Genomic DNA, 19,551 nt, shown 5'->3' on the forward strand with positions numbered 1-19,551 from the left:
CGGGCAGGCTGGAGATTAGCCGCTGCCGGGCCCGTGCTTCGGCGGCTCCTTCTTTTTGAGCACTTCGTCGAGCACCGACTCGTACTGTGCATCGAGCGGCTTGGTATCCACGGGGATTTTTTCAATCCGAGAAAACGCCCCGATGATGCTTTTGGCGGCGAGCGGCTGCGGGACACTTGTCTCAGAGATTTCGCCAAAAAGACCAATTCCGTCAATGCCCCTGTCTGCCGCAAGGCCAAGAATAAGGCCATTGAACCATGTAATGGTCGATATCTCGTTTCCGATAGGCTCTATCCCGGACTCGCTCAGGACGACCGCGAGCTCTTTTCTGTTTACGGCGCCGCATACCCTGGGCGCGCCGGTGAGGTTTTCCCGCAGGTATCCGCCAGCAGAATAGACCCTTGTCACGTTTCCCATCGACTGCACTGTGTCAAGCAGTGCGTTGCAAAGCCTGTAAAGTTCTGTAGCATCCTGAGGCTGAGACGCGCCTGAAAAAATCAGCAGACTGGCCCGCTCATGATAATGAAGCGTGTACGAGTCCGTGACTGACTTTACAACCCCATCGGAATATGATACCCAGGGCTTGTCGCCGGAAAGGAACTCTGCCACCGGCTTTGCCCGGAGGTGCAGCGCCAAATATGAGGAGACGATGCCGCCTACGCGGCCCATATCCGGAAGGGAGGCGACGAGCCTGCAGTCGCCGGCTGCGATTTTTTGAAGTGTTTCAATCCTTATTGTCATTTTTACCAAGCCCGTTTATCTGCGACAAGAACGCGCAGACCGAGGTGTAGTCAAGGTCGGAGTACCCGCTATTATTTGCAGCCCGGAACATCTGCTCGGCAAGCGCTGCGTTTGGAATGCTGACCCCCGCGTCCCGCGCTGCGCCGACTGCAAGCGAAATGTCTTTCAACATATTCTTCAGATGAAAGGAAGGCGAGAAATCCCACGCTACCATCTTGGGACCCTTGCCCTCGGACAGCCCGGTTTTGAAGTATGTGGAATTTAGCACGTTTATGAAATGTGCCGGATCAAGGCCGCTTGCTTTGACAAGGTTGATTCCTTCAGAAACCGCAACTGCAATTAGCGCGATGTTGAGGTTCAAGGCGAGCTTTAGCACGTTTGCATCACCGTTCTTGGCACCAATGTAAAAGTGCCTGCTTCCAATCGCTGCAATAACAGGTTTCGCCTTTTCATATGCGGCCATGCTTCCAGATATCATTGGAACAAGTTTCCCTTCCTTGGCAGCGGCAGGACCGCCCATTACGGGACTCGAAAGCATGTCGATTCCGTGCTCCCGAAGTTCCTGTGCGCATTCTTCGGACTCCCTCGGCGAGATGGTGCTCGCATCAATGACAACAAGTCCTGCTCTTTTAGAAGAAGCAATGCCAGGTTTTGTCCGATCGCCAAAGAGCACGCCGCGAACGGCTTTGTAATCGGTAACGCAGGTAAGTACAATCTCGCACGAGTCGGCCAGATCCTGTGGGCTTTTTGCCCAGATAACATTCTTTGAAGCATCAAGATTCTTTTTGGTGCGGTTGTAAACGGCTCTGAGCATACCCGCCTGATCTAGCCTGCTGGCAATGCCGGAACCCATCAATCCTAGCCCCGCAACGCCAACGTATTGTTGCATCGGGCTAACGGGAAGTTGCAGGCAATAAAAAGTTAGGCTGCAATCTAGGCGCGAGACCCCCTCCCCCAACGGTGTTCCCGGACTTAAAAGCGGCGGTGTCTTGACCGGGACATTGAAAAAATTATCGCTATTCGCTCCACTGGTTGAAAAACCGGCTCCTAAACAAAGGCTTTGGTATTCCAACTCTCCGCAGATACTGGAGAAGGAAAGCAAATCCCTTATCCACCCATTTATTTTCAACAAATACCGTGGCCTTTCAATTAACCCGTACAAGGGCTGCCACCACAGATGCGCCTACTGCTATGCAACCTACGAGTGGTCGCCGGAATTCTATGACACTGTGTATGCAAAGAGCAACGCCGCGCAAGTGCTCGACGAGCAGCTCGCAGGCTGGAAATCAGACCAAATCGGGCCTGTCATGGTTGGTTCCGCGACAGACGCATACCAGCCCGCCGAAGTGCGCTACGGCCTCACGAGGGAATGCCTCAGGGTATTGCAGAGGCACAACGTGCCTTACTATGTCTTTACAAAGTCCACCTCAATCCTCCGCGACCTTGAATTGCACGCAGGCTACTCGGATAATTGCGCGATCATCTGGTCTATAACGACCTGCGAAGAGCGATTGCGGAGGGTGCTGGAGCCGGGCACTCCCCCAGCATCGAAAATGTTCAAAGTCATTTCAGAATTTGCGCGCAGGGGTGTCGCCTGCGGCATCAATGTTGATCCCATCATGCCGCTAATAACGGACTCGGCCGCGAATTTTGAGCAGATAATCCGTGGGGCCAAAGATGCAGGCGCGCGCCACGTCTTCGGTTCTATCCTTCGAATGCGACCTGACATCTGGGACAGGATGAAGTCTGCCCTTGCCATGCTTGGCGTAAGCGACTTTGAGCCGAGGTACATGCAGATCTACGGCATTACACCCGAGCTTGATTCCAGCAAATACTGGGTGGCAGGCGACACATACCAGCGGCGAGTTATCGATCAGTTCTACCGCATCGTCCGCGCAGCTGGCCTTAGCTCAGAGTTTCCAAAGCACATGGGCCCAAGGCAACTGAGGCGGCCAAAAATGGGACAGACGGCGCTTGCTGACTTTGCCTGCTAGGGTAGGCCAGCCGCGCTATCGATCTAAGGTTTGCTCAGACTGGAAGATACTCTCGCACTCGCAGTGTCCGTCGATTCTGACCTGACGCCCGCACCTTGGACACACGCTGAGCGGCGTCTGGCCCTGCAACTGGACCTCTTCAGTGGAGGCCATCATGGTTATGGAATTATGGTCGAACAAGGATATAAGATTTTAGGTTTGTAATTAAATGCTGTCAGTATTGCAGCATTTATTAAAGTTTCATCGTGGTTATTACAAGTTACCGCCTGCTTTACCCAAATTTTCAGTCTTTCTACTCTTAATAGCGCGGCTACAGGATTCAAAGTCGGTGGAGCAAAGAAATCCCTACCCGACCGTCGACATGATACTGGAGCGCGACGGAAGGATACTGACAATCAAGAGAAAGAAAGAACCGTTCAAGGACCAGCTGGCGCTTCCAGGCGGATTTATCGAAGCGGGCGAAACGGCCGAGGACGCGGCACGGCGGGAGGCAAGCGAGGAGACATCCCTGGAGGTCGAACCCATCGATGTTCTCGGCGTTTACTCGGACCCAAAGCGCGACCCTCGAGCCCACTCGATGTCCGTGGTGTTCATCTGCATTATTGTCGGCGGCGAACTTCAGGCCGGCGACGACGCCGCGGCCGCAGAATGGATTCCGCTTGACAGGATCCCTTCTTCAAAGCTTGCATTCGACCACTCGACGATTCTTGCCGACTATGTAAAGTGGAAGAGTTCGGGCGGAACCTTCTGGTCGACAAAGCGCCGGTAGCTGTGACCGGATTTTCTGATCCTTGCTAACTAATATAGCGCGCTACCACGGATACGTTTGTTGCAATCAGACGCAAGAATCAGAGTTCTCGGGGTAAGCTCGAGCATGCGCGCAAGGTCCTACAGCAAGCAGGCCCTTGAAATCGTCCTTGAGCATGCCCGCAAGGCGGGCGCGGAGGCGCACTTGCTGGACCTAAGGCAGGCGGCAGTGCCGATTTATGTTCCAGACGTCAGCGAGTACAATTCCAAGGACCTTGACGCGGTCACGCTGGAAGTGGAACGCGCAGACGCGTTCGTCCTTGCCACGCCGGATTATCACGGCTCCATGTCGGGCGCTATGAAGAACTTTCTTGACCACTACTGGCACGAATTTGCAGGTAAGCTGTTTGGATATGTGGTGGCATCGCACGAGAAGGGCCTCACTGTAATGGACCACATGCGAACAGCGGTGCGGCAGTGCTACGGCTGGAGCATGCCATATGGCGTCTCGCTCAACAGCGAGCAAGATTTTGCAAATGGTTCACCAAACGAGAAGCTTGCAAAGCGACTCGGGATGCTGGGCAGGGACCTTACCGTATACGGGAAGGTGCTGAGGTCCCAGTTTGCCGCAGACTTTGCGAGCACCGAACAGGACACCTTTGTGGCAAGGTTCCGCTAGCCCGTAAAAGCTTGCGCGTGCCTCTCGCCACATCCATCGGTGATGGTCGAAATTATTATTGAGACGGTAGTCCTCCATAATCCGACAAATGCCGCATGTCGGGGCCTTCTCAAGCATGGTTTTTCTTAAGGTTTTATACTCTCGGGTTCGGAGCAAAACTGCTTGTTAGGCAGCATTGTCTTGGAGTTCGAAGATCTGCTGTTGTATATCAAGCAGGCGCTCGGGCTTGAAAGGAAAGAGACAGTAGTCCTTGAGCTAAAGCTGGGTTCCGCGGCTCCAAAGCAAATGACGGAAAACAGGGCAGGCCCACTGGCAACACGGGGGCAGGTATCAAATCCGCTCCCAAATTCGTTGCTCGAGCAGTGCAGGAGGCTTCCCACTTTTCAATCAGCATTTGAACTGAACATTCTCGAGCTTGCGGCAGACGGGAACATCAGGTTTACAAAAGGCTTTTTTATCGACGCCCTCTTGGAGGCAAAATCAGCAGGTACGAAAGAGGAGGTCATAGAGCGCGTGCTCACCAGGTACGGCGGAGAACGACTGGGACCGATTGTCAAGTACGCCGTCCTGTCCGGCGCGATGGACAGTTCGCGATATGACCGCGACTTTCTCGAAGGGGCCGCAAGGGAATGGCGCAGGAACCAACCAAGAGTGCGTGCCGCGCAATCAAGGAGCAGCACTCACTAGTCAGATGCACTAGAAGTCGTCTGATAATTACAATGTTATCGCTAACGCTGTATGGATTTGACAGACCAGCAGTGGATGAATGGTAATCCAGGCACTGTTGCCATCTCCCTACAAACGGCCTGCTTGCAAAGGCAGGCGGTGCCGTGGCTCCGGACAGGCATTGGAAGGCGTACTTTGGTATTGCGTACCGGTGCTCCATGGCGTGACTTTCAAAAAGATAGGTACAGTCCGTTTCAGACGTGTCATCGCAGGTTCCCAGCAATGGGTTTATTCAAGAGTATTTGAATAGGTACTTCAGGCGTTGGCCATGGAATTGTTAAAGCATGGCATACTGGACCTGTCAGAATGCTACATTATTGATGGCACGATTGTACAGTCCTAGCTTTAGGCGTTACCTTTGGTCGCGAAGCCGTAAGGATACATTTCTTTTAATTTGACTAAATTCAAATTTGAATTAATCTCTAAAGAAAGATCGGCTACGAAAATAAAAAAAGAAAAGAGAAAGAAGACCCTACGGACACGGGGTCGTTATCGGATTGCCTGTCAGCGTTCCGCCGTTGTTGTACGCAGATCCGCAGTGTACTTCGAGTGTTCCACCATTGTTGATTGTAGCTCCTGCATTGTTGTCTATTGTTCCGCCCGAGAGGTCATAGAGTATGGCACCCGAGTTATTGTTAATGGTAGAGCCGTACAAGTTGGCTATAATCCCGAGGGAGTTGACATCGATTGTGTGGTTGTTGTTGATAACGCCACCGTGCTGGTTTATGAAGACGCCGCCAATAGTAAACGGCACGTCGGCGCCATTATTGTTGTTGAAATTACCCCTGTTCAGAATTGTGCCCTGCTGGTAGAATATGTAGCCATTGGTGATGTTTGCGCCAGCGTTGTTGTATATTATGCCGTCATTGGTGTTGACGAAGTGGAAGTAATTGAAGACAAGCCCGCCGGAGAGGTTGTTAATCGTACCCGTGTTGTAAAACGTCGCAGAGTCGCCCGGATAGCCTACTGTGTCTGTAAATGTGCCGGCGTTGTTCATTACGGCGCCATAAAAGTTGTAAATGACTGTACCAAGGCTGATCTTGACCATACCGTGTGCATGGTTGCTTATAGTTCCATAGTTGTACAAGTTACTATAGTATGCATCTGATTTTATCATACGATAGTTGCTGATAGCCCCACCAGCAGTATTGTTCAGAATACCAAAAGTTATGCTGCCACGGTTGAGGATAATGCCGTTGTTCATTATTGTTCCCAAGCTGCTAGGCTGAGCGCCGGACCCGGCGAAGTTATTACCAATAACGCCCGTGGCTGTTAATGACAACGTTACGCCTGAATCAACTGTTAGCAAATCGCCCAGACTTTGAGTTAGGGTTTTTGAGAAGGTACATGTTGTCCCGAAAAACGTTCCCCCGATTGCCGCGCAGCCACCTTTAGAGTCGCCTGGTGCAATTTCATACGATGAAGACGCGTATGCCGGAGTTGGCAAACCTAAATTGCTGGGCAAGAAGGTCTGCTTCTGTGTCGCCATGGATCCAATTGGAAGAAGCAGTGTCACGGCAATTGCTGCGACCGCGTACAACCGGACTCCGTGAAATCTTTGAGGTTGGTTCGACGAATCCGCAAGTGCTCTATTTTTTTTGCCGCTGTTTGTGGGAGCGGCCCGCTTATCGAACGCTCTTCCTAACATCAGCTACTGTGATTTTAACTATTATAAAACGTACTAGTGGAGTTGCCTAGCGAATTCTATTAGAACTCATCCCATAAACGGCAAATCAGCGCTTTTTGACCTTCCTGTCCTGACTATTCGTTGAGACAAGCTTTTTGCCGCCGTAATAATCCACAGCCACGGACTTGACCGACGAGCAGTGGTCGATCCTCAAGCCGTTAATCCCCGAGCCAAAGAGGCGCGTCGATGGCGAGGGCAGGCCATGGCGCGACTCCAGAGAAGTAATGAATGGCATTTTATGGATACTTCGTACAGGAACGTGCTGGTACGATTTGCCAGACCGTTATCCGCCATACCAGACATGCCATCGCAGGTTCCAGCAGCGAGTTAGAGCTGGCGTATTTGAGATGGTACTTCAGGCATTGGCTGCCGACCTGAGAGAGCGCGGCGGTGTCGATTTATCAGAATGCTACATTGATGGCATGTTTATCGTGGCTAAAAAAGGGGAAGGTGTGTTGGAGCGACCAAGCGCGGCAAAGTTACGAAGCTCATGGCAGTGGCAGACAATTTTGGCGTTCCTATCGCCGTATGCGTTGCGTCTGCTTCGCAGCATGAAGTCACCATTGTTGAAGAGACTGTCACCCAGTGTTTTGTCTCTGATGAATATCCTGCGCGTCTGATTGGCGATATAGAGGTGTTTGTGAGATGGGTTCTAGTCAAACTCGTAAAATAATGTGGGCGCAGACTGTCCGGCGCGAGTGCGATACCGCACAAAACTTGGCCGCTAAAATTTTGAAACCTGCAAATCCGCCGTTAGTAAAAATCCAAAAAAGAAAAGAGAGGAGCTAGCGATCCCGCGATTCGCTCATTAGCTGCGCCAGCTTTTGACGCATTTCCTGTTCTGCTGCCGAGCCCTGTGCCATTCCCATCCACTGCTTTGTCATAGCGTCGAAAACGGCCTGAGCTGCCTTGTCGGTCGTGTCGCCCCAGGCTTCCGCCATCTTTTTCTTGATTGCGTCCTTGTGGTATTCCATCAGGGCTTCAAAGAAGGCCTTTTGCCACATCTTTACAGACATTTCCATCGGGTTTGGCATGCCCCGGCCGTGCATGTTCTGACACATATGGCAGTGTTCGGTGCCCATTCCGTGGCATGAGCACTTGCAGCCGTATCCTTCCATCTTGTTGTGTTCTTCCAATCATTGTCACCTAGTGCAAGTTGGTGAAAAAAGGTAACTATTATACCCGGCAGTAAGCAAAATGCTATCGACTGAAGAAGAGGTAACTTGCAAGACAGCGAATCACCATGGGCGGATGCAAACTTGTTGCGCTGTCCCATAAACAACACGTTTAGGATAATTGGCAAGAAATTCACGGTGCTTATCCTGCGCAACATGATGCACCTCGGCCATACCAGGTTCAGCCAGCTGCTCGATTCGATAGAGGAAATAAACTCAAAGACGCTGTCGGCGCGCCTGAAGGAAATGGAGTCGGAAGGGCTTGTCGAGCGAAAGGTCTACAGCGAGAGCCCCGTGCGCATTGAATACACGCTGACTCAGAAGGGAAGGGCGCTTCGGCCCGTCCTCGAACAGATGGCGCTTTTCTCGATGCAGTATTATGCAGGCGAAATATTTGCAGATGGCAAGCAGCGAAAACTCAGAGAGGTCTTTGGGCGGAATTAGCGCCGGGGTTTGATAGAGCATTAATATCATGCGAGCGGCCAGAGCAGTTTCGTGAAAGTCGGAATTTTTCTCCCGCAGATAGGGCAGGCGGCAACGAAGAGCAATGTACTGAAAGTAGCCAAGGAAAGCGAAAACAGAAACCTTGACTCGCTCTGGGTCCTTGAAAGGATGCTTGCGCCGGTAAACCCAAGGACGCCGTACGTAGCGTCACCTGATGGCAAGCTACCCGCGGACTACCAGACGGTCTTTGATCCCCTCGACCTGCTGCACTTTGTCGCGGGCCAGACTTCGCATGTTATGCTAGGAACGTCAGTAATTGACATGCCGTTTCACAATCCTGTCATGCTGGGAAGGAGGTTTGCCACGCTCGACGTTCTGTCGGACGGCAGGGCGATAGCCGGCCTCGGCCTTGGCTGGTCCAAGGACGAGTACGAGGCCGCAAACGTTCCTTTCGAAAAGAAGGGCGCGCGCGGAGACGAATTTGTCCAGGCGCTGAAAAAAGTCTGGACGGACGATGTTGTCGAGTTCTCCGGTCAGTACTACAAAATTGCGGCCTCGAAGATCGGCCCAAAACCTGTCCAAAAGCCCCATCTGCCCATGCTGCTTGGAGGCTTTACCCCAAAGACGTTTGAGCGAATAGCCAAGTACGCGGACGGCTGGATTGGAGTTGCGGCCATGCCCCTGCCCCAGCTTGAGCAGATAATTTCCGGTCTCAGAGCAGCCGCTGCGGCTGCGGGCAAGAAGACAAGGGTATTTTTGCTTGCCTACCCTTACGTCGGCGAGGCAAAGGTGCCGGAGGAGACGCGCGCCCCTCTCACTGGCACTGTTCAGCAGGTGGGAACGGATATTGAAAAGATAAGGGAGATGGGAGTGGAGCACCTCGTCCTCGCAGTCAATGCCTTCACACCTTTCATGCGCGATGCTTCAGCGTATGTCGACCTGACTGCACAGCTGGCACACCACGCCAGATAATACATGCTTTGATTCTGGCCATCAGGGCCACCGCCCCATCTGTGGTTTCTGATCTGCTGGGTGGTTCCCGGGACACCAGTACAGGGTGCTTATTGATTTGCACTCTTCGCACTTGTTGGCAGTTGTCCTGTTGTGATCCGGCTTTGTGCCTGGACAAGGCTCAAGCCGCAGCGCCGGGTATCCGTCCGGCGCCGCGTCGGCATAGTTTGTCCAGCCGCAGTAGATGCACACAAATGCGTTAGCGCTGGGCTTGGCGCTGCTCATAATATAATGATGCACCAGGCAGGCGGATAAAAAAGTTCTATCCAGAATGGAGCATTATGGGCGCTCCAGTAGGAGACATTTATCCCCCTATTTCCGCAATCTGTCCCGCGTAAGTTCTTCAAATAGGCTGCCGACGTAATAGTGATTCTTTAGGAGCCTGTGCAGGTTCTGCCCCAGCTCGGTCTTGCGATAGGTCTGGCGGCCGTTTGCATCCAGCAATTCAACGAGCCCCCATTCGCCACACAATTTATTCTCCCATCGCCGGAGGTTTTCTTCATTGCCAGCTATGTTGTAGAAAGCCATCCTTGAGCACTGGCCGCCGCCCTCGTCAATTGCATCCAGGTACCGCAGAATCCTTGTAAAGTTGGCCGCGGGCAAGTGCCTTACTCCAGTCTATCTGCCTTTTCAAATAGGGGTGCGTACTTTTTCCGCAGCTTGAAGAACTTTGAAAAGCCCTTTGCAGCGATCGCAAAAAGCATCGCTGCGGTTATCCCCTCCGCGAGGATTATCAGGCCGCCCTCGCTTGAAATCGCTGGCGCAGAGTAAATCCTGTACGATGCAAGAGCATGAAGTAACAAAAAGCCTCCTGCTGCAATGTTAGCGCCTGCTGCCTCGCTCCACATCCTCACGCCACCCTTCAGGTCCTGCACGATGGTCTTGGCATCGCCTTTCAGAGCATCGTAAATGTCTGAGAGATTGCTGACATCGTCATCGCGTTCTGCCATGGCCAAGGTTCTCTGCTGCGGGATATAGCATTTAGTCTAGATGCTGTCTAGGGCGGGACGTCTACAGGGCTGCATGGTTTGGAGATCCATTCAGTCCCGGTCTGACAGTATAATCAACCGCCGCCCCACAGAGGGCAACAATTCCCCGGGTTCCCAAAATCGACTAGCTCGCGCCAAAGCGTCGTGGCTTGCGGCTCCAGAAACAAGAGGATGTAATTTAGACTGATTGAACGCGGCTAAGAGATCCCCGAATTTCTTCCGCGGAATAAAGATGGATAAATACAACGTAGACTAATCCGAAGCCGTGACAAGGGTAGAGCACTACAAGGGCCTGCATACCGACCTTGACAGCCTTTATCAGCACATCAAAGAAGAACTGCAAAAGGAAAAGAAGCTAAAGATGGCGGCGGAATTTAAAGGAGAGATGAACGGGCAGCCCTTGAGGAGCATCACGGCAGTAAATGGCTCTCCCACGGTCCTCGCGGGTGCGCTTCGCGAGATTACGATCTCTATTCTCGGAAATACCGATGATTACGCAGTAGAGGTTGGATCCGGCTCTTGGTTTGAAAGCCTCTTGATTCCCGGCGCGACGGGATTTGTGGTTGGCGGACCGCTGGGTGCTGCGGGCGGGGTTGCGGTAGGAGCCGTCATGGCGTATGAATACGAGCGACATATCTGGAAGAGAATCAAGGATGTAATACAGGTCCAGAGTGGAAAGCCGCTCAATACGGGGTCGGTTGACCACTACGGAAAGTGATCTTCTGGTCTATTGGCGATCATTCGGAATTACATACGATTCGTCGGCCACTTGTTCGCTGACGAACCCGGCGGTGTAATTACGCGTATGATTTTGATATCAAAAATTATACTCAGGGAAAGGGGCGTTTGATGAGAAGGCAACCATGCAAGACTAGCATGATTGTTATTCCCCTTTCCCGCGATTTTGTCTCAAGCGGATTAGATAAGGCTGCCTTAACCTTGTTACCTCGTCGATCGTAGGCGATGAGTATCGTTGCCTTGCTCGCTCTGTCTTTAAGGAAATGAACGACAAAGCCTACGATTCCGGTCTTACTTCGTCGATAACTTGAAGTACTTACCTTAAAATTGAATCTTATATCGAATAAGATTTGGGCAATAGGTCTAGCAGCTGCAGTAGCCATAGGTGTTTTGCTTCTAGTTACCAGTGAATCCCAAACATCATCACCTGTCGAAACAGATGGGAATCTGACCAATCAATCAAATCTGCCAATAGTCGTACAATCGAAGAATCAAACGGGCACCACTCCATTGGCCGCAAACGAGACTCAAGCTATACCTCATATCGGTCAATTCATTACCGCAAATTACGCATACACGATGATCCCTGATAAGTTTTTCAACCCTGGACAAAAGCAGTACAAGGACAGCTATCTGCGAATTTATCCTCCGCAATTTGAATACTTGAAGTTCACTGGCAACGTCACTGCACCTCGTCATCCTAAACCATTTGAGAGCGAATTCGGCCTGAATGCTACAAGTGGAATCTGGATTCAAAACAAGACCTATCCCGCGTTCGGCGTATACAGCGCAGACCTGAACAGCACCACAATTCAGAAGTTTCAATATACCGCGACTTTCGATGAATATCGGGGACATCTTTTCGTGAACTCTACTGAAAGCAGGTACGTTTGGGCCGTGATACCAACACCCGCCGGACCGGGAGAAAACACTTTCTATGTTGATGCGCGAACTGGGCAGGTGATCGGATTCTTTGCCTTTTGTCGCGCACCCCTTTGCCCCATATGCGTTGTACAGGGAATTTATCTACGTATGGATGTACTTGGATTCAATACCACGAATACAAACTAGTGTTAAGCACGCAAGTTTTGAACCAATACACCTCGTCTAGCGCTATTGTAAGACAGCAACCGCATTGCAGCAAGAGCAACCGAAATGCAGCCGAACTACAGTGCAAGTTCTGTTGCAAACAAGGGAGCTGCAATAGCGCGTTGCATGTCGGGAGTTGGCGTTGCACCGCGAGAGGGAGCAGGCATCAATCTGAATCTTGGAGAGAACAAGACCGAGAACTTGATGCGCCAAGCGGCAATTCATGCGAGAGGTACGGCACAAGCCAGTAGTTAAAGGTCCAGGAATCAAGGTCAGCGAAGTGCAAGTCTTGCACGAAGGTGACTGCATAAAGGTTAAAGCGCGGTCATGGCTTGAACGCAAAGATTGAATTGAGATTAACGACATCGCAAGAGTACAAGTGTTCAGCTGGCTATCTAATGGAAAGAATAGTTGCTGGATCAAACCAACAATCTAGACAGGCAACTAAGTCGCATTTGCTTAAATAATAACTTCAATCCCAAAGATGTCAATGCGACCATGGCTAGTAATAGTCATTCCTATTGTAGTCGTTGTAATTGGTGTCTCAATCTTTGTATGGGCAATTGCTTTGCAGCCTCCGTACATTTACCTAGACTCGCGGGTGACTAGCTACCATGTCAGAGTTATTGCATGGCCTGATTTTTACATAAAGAACTTGACAGATAGTCATTCAAAGGTTATCGATACGTTCATGCCAATTGATGACAATCAACTGAGTTCATCAGCAGCTCTCAAAGACCTTCTGGCGCAAGCAATAGTCAACGCAAATCAGAACCGAAAACCTTATTCAGCAGGTGACACGGGTACCGCTAGCCAGACAATGAATGCTGATGAATTAAAACAAATGATTTATGCAGTTGGAGGTCTGTCCAAGTTTCAATTCTACAAGCCTAGTTTGAACGAAGGAACAAACCTAATCTACAACAGAACTTACTTTAGCATTGCAATTTACCCTCCGTTTGAATAACTCCCGTATTCCAACAAAACCTCCCTACGTGCAACACGTCAGGAAAACTCCCGCTTTCGCAACAGAACTACAGTGCAAAATATATATAAAACATAACACCGTTATAATCCATACATGACCACAGCAGAAGACCTGAACATGGACTATACCAAGTATGACTTCAAGGATCCAACCGCGATCTATGTCTACTTGAGCAAGAAGGGCTTGTCTCGTGGAACCGTTGAAGAGATTAGCAAAATGAAGGGCGAGCCCGACTGGATGCGGGACTTTAGACTCAGGTCGTATGAGGTCTTTATGAAAAAACCAATGCCCCAGTGGGGAGGCGACTTGAATAGGATTGATTTTCAAAATATCTACTATTACGCCAAGGCTGCTGAAAAGCAGAGCAAGAACTGGGACGACGTCCCCGAGTCGGTGCGAAATACCTTTGAAAAACTGGGCATCCCCGAAGCCGAGCGCAAGTTCCTTGCGGGAGTAGGCGCCCAGTACGAGTCAGAGGTCGTCTACCACAACCTTCACGAGGACCTGCAGAAAAAGGGCGTTATCTTTGTCGATACCGACTCTGCAATCAAGGAATATCCCGAGATTGTCAAGAAGCACTTTGGCAAGGTCATTCCACCAGAAGACAACAAGTTTGCCGCCCTCAACAGTGCGGTGTGGTCTGGCGGCTCGTTCATTTACGTACCTCCAAACGTCAAGATTGACCTGCCGCTGCAGGCTTACTTTAGAATCAACGCCGAGAACATCGGACAGTTTGAGAGGACACTTATCATTGCAGACGAGGGCGCCGAAGTCCACTACATAGAGGGCTGCACCGCTCCAGTATACACCACAGAGTCGCTCCACTCTGCAGTGGTAGAGCTCATTGCAAAGAAGGGCGCCAAGATAAGATACACTACAATCCAGAACTGGAGCAAGGACGTCTACAACCTGGTGACCAAGCGCGCGTACGCGTACGAGAACGCAAAGGTCGAGTGGATTGACGGCAACCTTGGAAGCAGGCTCACAATGAAGTATCCGGGCGTGTACCTGCTTGGCAAGGGCGCTCATGCAGAAGTAGTCTCGGTGGCGTTTGCAGGAAAGGACCAGCACCAGGATGCAGGTGCAAAGGCGGTCCACCTTGCACCAAATACGACTTCGAGGATAACCAGCAAGTCGGTCAGCAAGGACTCTGGCAGGACCACCTACAGGGGACTGCTGCACGTTGGCAAGGGCGCGACCGGCGTCAAGTCAAACGTCAGATGCGACGCGCTGCTGCTAGACGAGCGGTCAAGGACCGACACTTACCCGTACATCGAGGTCAACGAGGACGACGCGACTATCACCCACGAGGCCACTGTCGGCAAGATAGGCGAGGACCAGATATTCTACCTGATGAGCAGGGGCTACTCCGAGTCCGACGCGCTGTCCATGATTGTCGGGGGCTTTATGGAGCCGTTTACAAAGGAGCTGCCGATGGAATACGCGGTAGAGCTAAACAGACTCGTAAAGATGGAAATGGAAGGCTCCGTCGGCTAGCCTCCTCTTTTTGTTAACACCGGTGAAAGTCACCAATGAGCAAATCCATTTCTTCAAGTCTTTCAGACATTTCAGAATCGTACATCAGCTCTGTTTCCAAAAACTCGGGCGAGCCGTCATGGATGCTGGATCAGAGGCTCGAAGCGTTTTCCAAGTTCGCCTCCCTTCCCCTTGAGGTATCGCCGCTTTATTCAAAATATTCTGACGCAAACAGGATCAAGCCGCAGGGAGTCCGGTTTTCATTCTCAGAGGGCAGGCCCGCGCTTTCAGAGTACATGCAGGACAGGCTTGAGGAACTCGAGAAGGAAACCGGCATCATTAGCGTCGGATCCCACACTGTAAGCGTTTCGATTAGCGACAAACTAAGGTCGTCTGGCGTAATTGTATCATCACTCCAGGAAGCGCTCGTCAAAAACGGCGACCTGGTAAGGCGCTTCCTTGAGCGAGACCCGCTGAGCTATTCAGAGGACAAGTTCCTGGCGCTTGGCTCGGCCGCCTTTCAGACAGGCGCTTTTGTCTACATTCCGCGCGACGCGGTTGTCGAGGACCCCATAAGGATAATCAGCACGCTGGCAGGAGACGGCACATCGACATGCGCAAGAAACGTCATTGTCGCAGAGCCGGGATCCAAGGCCTCGGTGGTGCAGGAGGTCTATGCACCGGAAGTAAAGTCCGATTCTATGCAGCAGGGCAACTTTGAACTTATCCAGGCGCACGTTGGCGCAAACGCCAACCTTGAGATGATTAGCCTGCAGGCCATGGGTGGCGACTCGGTCAACGCGTGCAACAAGAAGGCGTTTGTAGGGCGAGACGGCAAGATGTCATGGTATGTCGGCGCGTTTGGCTCGATGCTGTCTCGCTACAAGACAGATAGCATCCTCAAGGAGGCCGGCGCCTCGGCAGAGGACGTCGAGATTGTCTTTGGCACCGGCACCCAGTCGTTTGACGTTTCCTCCAACCTTATCCACGTCGGACCTCACACCCGGGGAAGAGTGCTTGTCAAGTCCGTCATGAAGGACGTGTCCAAGTCGCTGTTCAAGGGCATGATAAAGATAGGCAAGGCCGGGAAGGGGTCCGAGTCTTACCTTGCAGGCCATGCAATCCTTCTTGACAGAGGCGCCAAGTCTGACGCGATTCCGGGGCTCGAAATAGAGACAAACGAGGTCAGGGCGACGCACTCGGCATCTGTCGCGCAGATGGACGAGAACCAGATCTATTACCTGTGCACAAGGGGCCTGAGCAGGGAGGGTGCAAAGAGGGAAATAGTCTCCGGCTTTCTCGAGCCGCTGTCGCGCAAGATGGGACCTACGATACGCGCTTGGGTCAACTATCTCATAGAGAACAAGTGGCTCGGAAAGCCACTGCTGCTCAAGACGGACGACGTCATGGCACAGATACTCGAGGTAGAGCGCAGCAGGTACCACGAGACTAGCGACATTTTCGAGAAGCACTACAAGTACAGGTAAGGCTAAAAGAAATGGCCCAGTGGATTCGCGTTGCCGATTCAAAGAGCGTCAAGGACGGCGATATGCTCGATTTTGACCATGGCGAGCGCAGGATTCTGATTACAAAGGTAAAGGGCAGGCTTTACGCCACCGACAGGATTTGCACTCACGCGTATGCCGACCTCTCAACAGGGATACTTAACGAGGACGAGCGCACCGTCACGTGTCCGCTGCACCTGTCTGCCTTCAAGCTGGACTCCGGGGTGCCTCAGAACCTCCCCGCGGAGCAGCCACTGAAGATTTACAATGTTAAAATACAGGACAACCAGATTTACGTTGAACTGGATTCTCTGACATGATGCAAAAGGGCGCGCTTGACATCAGGAAGATAAGGCAGGACTTTCCCATCCTAAAGCGCCAGGTCATGGGCGGCAAGCAGCTGGTCTATCTCGACAATGCTGCGACTACCCAGAAGCCGATTTCCGTAATCGAGGCTATACACGATTATTACATGAACTACAATTCCAATATCCACCGAGCGGTCCACCAGCTGGCAGAGGAGGCTACGGCCAGGTTCGAGGAAACCCGCAGCAAGGTTGCCAAGTTCATAAACGCAGAGTCGACAGATGAGATAATCTTTACCCGAAATGCGACAGAGGCAATCAACCTTGTCTCATACTCTTGGGGCAGGGCCAACATCAAGAAGAACGACCATGTCGTGATAAGCGAGATAGAGCACCACAGCAACATCGTGCCATGGCAGATACTCACCTCTGAAAAGGGCGCGGTTCTCGACTATGTCGGCGTTGACGACAGCGGCTACCTGAAAATGCCCGAGTACAGAAAGTTCCTCGAGGGCAAAACCAGGCTCATGTCACTGACGCACATGTCGAACGTTCTTGGCACCATTACACCCATAGAGAAGATAATCAAGCTGGCGCACGAAAAAAGAATTCCGGTGCTGGTTGACGGCGCGCAGTCCGTGCCCCACATGCCGGTCGACGTGAGGAAGATGGACTGCGACTTTATGGCGTTTTCCGCCCACAAGATGCTAGGGCCCACGGGCGTAGGCATACTTTATGTCAAGCGCGAGATACTGGAGGGCATGCAGCCTTTCATTGGCGGGGGCGACATGATAAAGGAAGTGCACAAGCACGACACCCGTTACAACGATCTTCCCTACAAGTTCGAGGGAGGCACGCCCAATATCGCCGATGTAATCGGATTCTCTGCAGCAATCGACTATCTCAACAAGCTGGGCATGGACCACGTGCGGGAGCACGAGATGGACATCACAAAGTACGCGATGGACAAGATAGGCGCTGTAAAGGGCGTTACTATTTACGGGCCGGAGGAGGTCAAGGACCGCGGCGGCGTCGTGTCGTTTAACCTGGGCGACATCCACCCGCACGATCTGGCCACCATAATGAACGACCACGGGATCGCCATAAGATCGGGCCACCACTGCGCGCAGGTGCTCATGGAAAGGCTCGATGTCGCCGCCACGTCCCGGGCAAGTTTTTATGTGTATAACACAAAGGAAGAGGTCGACATGCTTGCCAGCGCCCTCAACGACGCACGGAGGATGTTCAAGATATGAGCGACGACATTTACCGCGAAATCATACTGGATCACTACCGCAACCCGCGGAACAAGGGCAAGCTTTCCGGGGCTGACGTTAGCATACACGACAGCAATCCGCTGTGCGGCGACGAGATTGACATTCATCTGAAAATCGACGGCGACAAGATAAAGGATATCAAGTTTGAGGGGCGCGGCTGTGCAATCAGCCAGGCAAGCGCCTCGATGCTCACGGAGACTGTCATGGGCAAGCCCCTCAGCGCCGTGAGGGACTTTACAAAGGACGACCACCTGGAGAACATGGGTCTGACGACGCTCGGTCCGTCGAGGATCAAGTGCGCGCTGCTGTCGCTCAAGGTCCTAAAGCTGGCAATGGTCAGGTACTACAGCGACAAGGACCCGGCTTCCGCGAAAAAGTTCAACGAGGACTCGAAAGGTCTGTAGCAGGAAATGACAGTACCTGCATCCAAGGTAAGCGCGTCGGCGATAAGGGAGTTAATCTTTGCAAACTACAATGACACCGACGTGCGCTTTAGCAACGACGACCTGCTCGAACAACTGAACAGGCAGGAAAAGTACAGGAGGATGGACCTTGACGTCCTGGACTTTGAGGACGTACTGCTGGACCTTGAAAACTCGGGCATGCTGCGCGCAATTGCGCAGAACTTTAACACCCGCTATTTCCGGATATGGGACACCCTTGCGCCTGCAAGTTGCAAGAGCTGCGGCACCGAATCGTTCTTTTCAAATTCAGAGGAGTCGAAAAAGTGTCCCAAGTGCGGCACGGTTGTGTAGCAAAACGGACATCTACTCCGCTGAAAATCAACATTACAGGACGAGCAATCAGGCAGCTTTTCGTCGGGTAGAGCAAAACAATTAAAGTTTATTCATGCAAGAACCGGTCAGGCAATTGAGCGAGCATTCCGATTTCGCGCAGCCGGTTGTAGATTCACCTCCCTGGTTCTGGAAGGTGCGCACCGGCAGGTTCTTCCTCCTGCTCGCATCGTTTGCCGTTCTCGGCGCCCTCGTCGGCCTGGGCGTAACCTCTGTCCCGGACGACGCGGCCTCCCGCTATTTCAAGTCTATTGAGGGCAACCCGAATCTGGACATCGCGATGGTCGCAATTACGACGACGGGCGACGCGTCGTTTCTGGTAGTTGTAGGAATCGTGCTGACGGTAATCCGGCGGACCCGCAAGGCAGGCATGGTGTTTTTGATAGCCATTGTGGTCATTGCCGTAACGGTGATGTACATAAAACCGCTGGTGGGCAGGGCCGTTCCGCCGTATGACTACCAGCCCGCGATAAAACTGCCGAGCGGCACGATAGAGTCGGACAGTTTGGCACCATTTGCGGCCGGCTTTTCATTTCCGTCCGGCCACGCTGCACGCGCAACCGCACTGGCGTTTATTCTTGGCTTTGCGGCGTACCAGAGGTCGCACAAGGTTGCCTATGCCATCTGGGCTTTTCCGGTCATAATCGGCATTACCCGGGTTTACCTGTTGCAGCACTATCCAAGCGATATCGTCGGCGGAATGATTTTTGGCTTTATCATTTCAGTCGTGCTAGCAAGGACGATGAAACTCGAACAGCCGTTTAGCATGAACCGGTTCAAAAAGTCAGAGGGCAAGCGGACTCCAAGCCCGCCCTAGCCTACCTGCGCGAGGACTTCCGGCGAACTCAGGATCCAGCCGTAGTGCGACTCGTCATGTACGTACCTCACGTCTCGAATGTTCGGTATTATGTGCTTTTTTCGAAGCGCCAGCACAAACTCCCCCTGGAGCGTCAGGCCGAGCCTCTTTGCCTTGGACCCGACCCGCTCGCCGCGCGGAAGAAGTATCCTGTAGCTAAAGTCGTGCTGCGGGAAATGCTCCTCATAGCTTGATGCCATCCTGTCGGCAAGTTCCCTTACCTGCGAGAGCTCGGAAAGCGACACAGTCTCTAAAACCCGTACCGACGCGTACTTGCTGCTAGCCGACAAGAGACGCCTAGCACTTGAGCGAGCCCATCTATCACTGTTT

At 52.2% G+C, this 19,551-nt stretch carries 26 protein-coding genes; 17 read left to right on the plus strand and 9 right to left on the minus strand.

Translation table 11 applies throughout. The features are described 5' to 3' along the window. Positions 1 to 15: 15 nt before the first annotated feature. Entirely contained in the window at positions 16 to 741 is a 726-nt protein-coding gene (locus ABI361_11850) for a PAC2 family protein (GenBank protein MEO9321354.1), read from the minus strand. Beyond that, entirely contained in the window at positions 725 to 1,630 is a 906-nt protein-coding gene (locus tag ABI361_11855; protein MEO9321355.1) for an NAD(P)-dependent oxidoreductase, read from the minus strand. Before ABI361_11855 ends, ABI361_11850 begins: the two co-directional genes overlap by 17 nt. A 112-nt stretch (positions 1,631 to 1,742) precedes the next feature. On the opposite strand from ABI361_11855, the gene ABI361_11860 reads away from it, so the two are divergent. The 4 genes from ABI361_11860 (at position 1,743) to ABI361_11875 (ending at position 4,848) form a co-directional block, all read left to right on the plus strand. Beyond that, a complete protein-coding gene (locus ABI361_11860) occupies positions 1,743 to 2,735 on the plus strand; it encodes a radical SAM protein (protein MEO9321356.1) in 993 nt (330 codons plus the stop codon). Positions 2,736 to 3,063: 328 nt separating this feature from the next. Continuing rightward, a complete protein-coding gene (locus ABI361_11865; protein ID MEO9321357.1) occupies positions 3,064 to 3,504 on the plus strand; it encodes an NUDIX hydrolase in 441 nt (146 codons plus the stop codon). 60 nt (positions 3,505 to 3,564) lie between these two features. Then, the gene (locus tag ABI361_11870) at positions 3,565 to 4,161 is read left to right on the plus strand and encodes an NAD(P)H-dependent oxidoreductase (GenBank protein ID MEO9321358.1); all 597 of its coding nucleotides are present in this window, start codon (positions 3,565 to 3,567) and stop codon (positions 4,159 to 4,161) included. 162 nt (positions 4,162 to 4,323) lie between these two features. Continuing rightward, positions 4,324 to 4,848, plus strand: a complete 525-nt coding sequence (locus ABI361_11875) for a hypothetical protein (protein MEO9321359.1) — start codon at positions 4,324 to 4,326, stop codon at positions 4,846 to 4,848. 511 nt (positions 4,849 to 5,359) lie between these two features. Here the strand turns inward: ABI361_11875 and ABI361_11880 are convergent. Beyond that, positions 5,360 to 6,091, minus strand: coding sequence for a hypothetical protein (locus tag ABI361_11880; protein MEO9321360.1), 732 nt, complete (start codon positions 6,089 to 6,091; stop codon positions 5,360 to 5,362). 529 nt (positions 6,092 to 6,620) lie between these two features. Beyond that, on the minus strand, positions 6,621 to 6,809 hold the full coding sequence (locus tag ABI361_11885; protein MEO9321361.1) for a hypothetical protein: 189 nt from the start codon (positions 6,807 to 6,809) through the stop codon (positions 6,621 to 6,623). Positions 6,810 to 7,070: 261 nt separating this feature from the next. Here ABI361_11885 and ABI361_11890 point away from each other — a divergent pair, with 261 nt between their 5' ends. Beyond that, positions 7,071 to 7,247, plus strand: a complete 177-nt coding sequence (locus ABI361_11890) for a hypothetical protein (GenBank protein ID MEO9321362.1) — start codon at positions 7,071 to 7,073, stop codon at positions 7,245 to 7,247. A gap of 112 nt (positions 7,248 to 7,359) precedes the next feature. Here ABI361_11890 and ABI361_11895 read toward each other — a convergent pair whose 3' ends face one another. Beyond that, a complete protein-coding gene (locus ABI361_11895; protein MEO9321363.1) occupies positions 7,360 to 7,710 on the minus strand; it encodes a hypothetical protein in 351 nt (116 codons plus the stop codon). Positions 7,711 to 7,797: 87 nt separating this feature from the next. Here ABI361_11895 and ABI361_11900 point away from each other — a divergent pair, with 87 nt between their 5' ends. Together ABI361_11900 and ABI361_11905 are read left to right on the plus strand one after the other, a co-directional pair. Beyond that, positions 7,798 to 8,193, plus strand: a complete 396-nt coding sequence (locus ABI361_11900; GenBank protein ID MEO9321364.1) for a helix-turn-helix domain-containing protein — start codon at positions 7,798 to 7,800, stop codon at positions 8,191 to 8,193. Positions 8,194 to 8,244: 51 nt separating this feature from the next. Further along, positions 8,245 to 9,165 carry a TIGR03619 family F420-dependent LLM class oxidoreductase gene (locus ABI361_11905; protein ID MEO9321365.1) on the plus strand — a complete coding sequence of 307 codons (921 nt, stop codon included), beginning with the start codon at positions 8,245 to 8,247 and terminating at the stop codon, positions 9,163 to 9,165. Between the two features lie 21 nt (positions 9,166 to 9,186). On the opposite strand, the gene ABI361_11910 is transcribed toward ABI361_11905, so the two are convergent. The 3 genes from ABI361_11910 to ABI361_11920 form a co-directional block, all read right to left on the minus strand. After that, complete coding sequence (locus ABI361_11910) at positions 9,187 to 9,429, minus strand: hypothetical protein (protein MEO9321366.1); 243 nt, start codon at positions 9,427 to 9,429, stop codon at positions 9,187 to 9,189. A gap of 87 nt (positions 9,430 to 9,516) precedes the next feature. Continuing rightward, complete coding sequence (locus ABI361_11915; GenBank protein ID MEO9321367.1) at positions 9,517 to 9,807, minus strand: hypothetical protein; 291 nt, start codon at positions 9,805 to 9,807, stop codon at positions 9,517 to 9,519. Positions 9,808 to 9,812: 5 nt separating this feature from the next. Further along, complete coding sequence (locus ABI361_11920) at positions 9,813 to 10,154, minus strand: hypothetical protein (protein ID MEO9321368.1); 342 nt, start codon at positions 10,152 to 10,154, stop codon at positions 9,813 to 9,815. 304 nt (positions 10,155 to 10,458) lie between these two features. Between ABI361_11920 and ABI361_11925 the strand changes: the two genes are divergently transcribed. From ABI361_11925 to ABI361_11970, 10 genes are all read left to right on the plus strand, one after another. Continuing rightward, positions 10,459 to 10,911, plus strand: coding sequence for a hypothetical protein (locus ABI361_11925; protein ID MEO9321369.1), 453 nt, complete (start codon positions 10,459 to 10,461; stop codon positions 10,909 to 10,911). A 530-nt stretch (positions 10,912 to 11,441) separates the two neighbouring features. Further along, positions 11,442 to 12,002 (plus strand): hypothetical protein, encoded by a 561-nt coding sequence (locus ABI361_11930; GenBank protein ID MEO9321370.1) that lies wholly within the window; start codon positions 11,442 to 11,444, stop codon positions 12,000 to 12,002. Positions 12,003 to 12,510: 508 nt separating this feature from the next. Beyond that, a complete protein-coding gene (locus ABI361_11935) occupies positions 12,511 to 12,987 on the plus strand; it encodes a hypothetical protein (GenBank protein MEO9321371.1) in 477 nt (158 codons plus the stop codon). A 114-nt stretch (positions 12,988 to 13,101) separates the two neighbouring features. Beyond that, entirely contained in the window at positions 13,102 to 14,505 is a 1,404-nt protein-coding gene (sufB, locus tag ABI361_11940; GenBank protein MEO9321372.1) for a Fe-S cluster assembly protein SufB, read from the plus strand. Positions 14,506 to 14,540: 35 nt separating this feature from the next. Then, positions 14,541 to 15,971, plus strand: a complete 1,431-nt coding sequence (locus tag ABI361_11945) for a SufD family Fe-S cluster assembly protein (protein MEO9321373.1) — start codon at positions 14,541 to 14,543, stop codon at positions 15,969 to 15,971. An 11-nt stretch (positions 15,972 to 15,982) separates the two neighbouring features. Continuing rightward, a complete protein-coding gene (locus ABI361_11950; protein ID MEO9321374.1) occupies positions 15,983 to 16,309 on the plus strand; it encodes a non-heme iron oxygenase ferredoxin subunit in 327 nt (108 codons plus the stop codon). After that, positions 16,309 to 17,550: a cysteine desulfurase gene (locus ABI361_11955; GenBank protein MEO9321375.1), complete on the plus strand. Its 1,242-nt coding sequence runs from the start codon at positions 16,309 to 16,311 to the stop codon at positions 17,548 to 17,550. The genes ABI361_11950 and ABI361_11955 overlap by 1 nt, the downstream gene beginning before the upstream one ends. Beyond that, entirely contained in the window at positions 17,547 to 17,975 is a 429-nt protein-coding gene (gene sufU, locus ABI361_11960) for a Fe-S cluster assembly sulfur transfer protein SufU (GenBank protein ID MEO9321376.1), read from the plus strand. Before ABI361_11955 ends, sufU begins: the two co-directional genes overlap by 4 nt. Positions 17,976 to 17,981: 6 nt before the next feature. Next, on the plus strand, positions 17,982 to 18,326 hold the full coding sequence (locus tag ABI361_11965) for a zinc ribbon domain-containing protein (GenBank protein MEO9321377.1): 345 nt from the start codon (positions 17,982 to 17,984) through the stop codon (positions 18,324 to 18,326). A gap of 115 nt (positions 18,327 to 18,441) precedes the next feature. Then, positions 18,442 to 19,182 carry a phosphatase PAP2 family protein gene (locus tag ABI361_11970; GenBank protein MEO9321378.1) on the plus strand — a complete coding sequence of 247 codons (741 nt, stop codon included), beginning with the start codon at positions 18,442 to 18,444 and terminating at the stop codon, positions 19,180 to 19,182. Here the strand turns inward: ABI361_11970 and ABI361_11975 are convergent. Next, positions 19,179 to 19,511, minus strand: coding sequence for a hypothetical protein (locus ABI361_11975; protein MEO9321379.1), 333 nt, complete (start codon positions 19,509 to 19,511; stop codon positions 19,179 to 19,181). The genes ABI361_11970 and ABI361_11975 overlap by 4 nt on opposite strands. Positions 19,512 to 19,551 lie beyond the last annotated feature (40 nt).

Origin of the sequence: Nitrososphaera sp. (assembly GCA_039938515.1) — an archaeon.
Lineage (GTDB): Archaea > Thermoproteota > Nitrososphaeria > Nitrososphaerales > Nitrososphaeraceae > Nitrososphaera.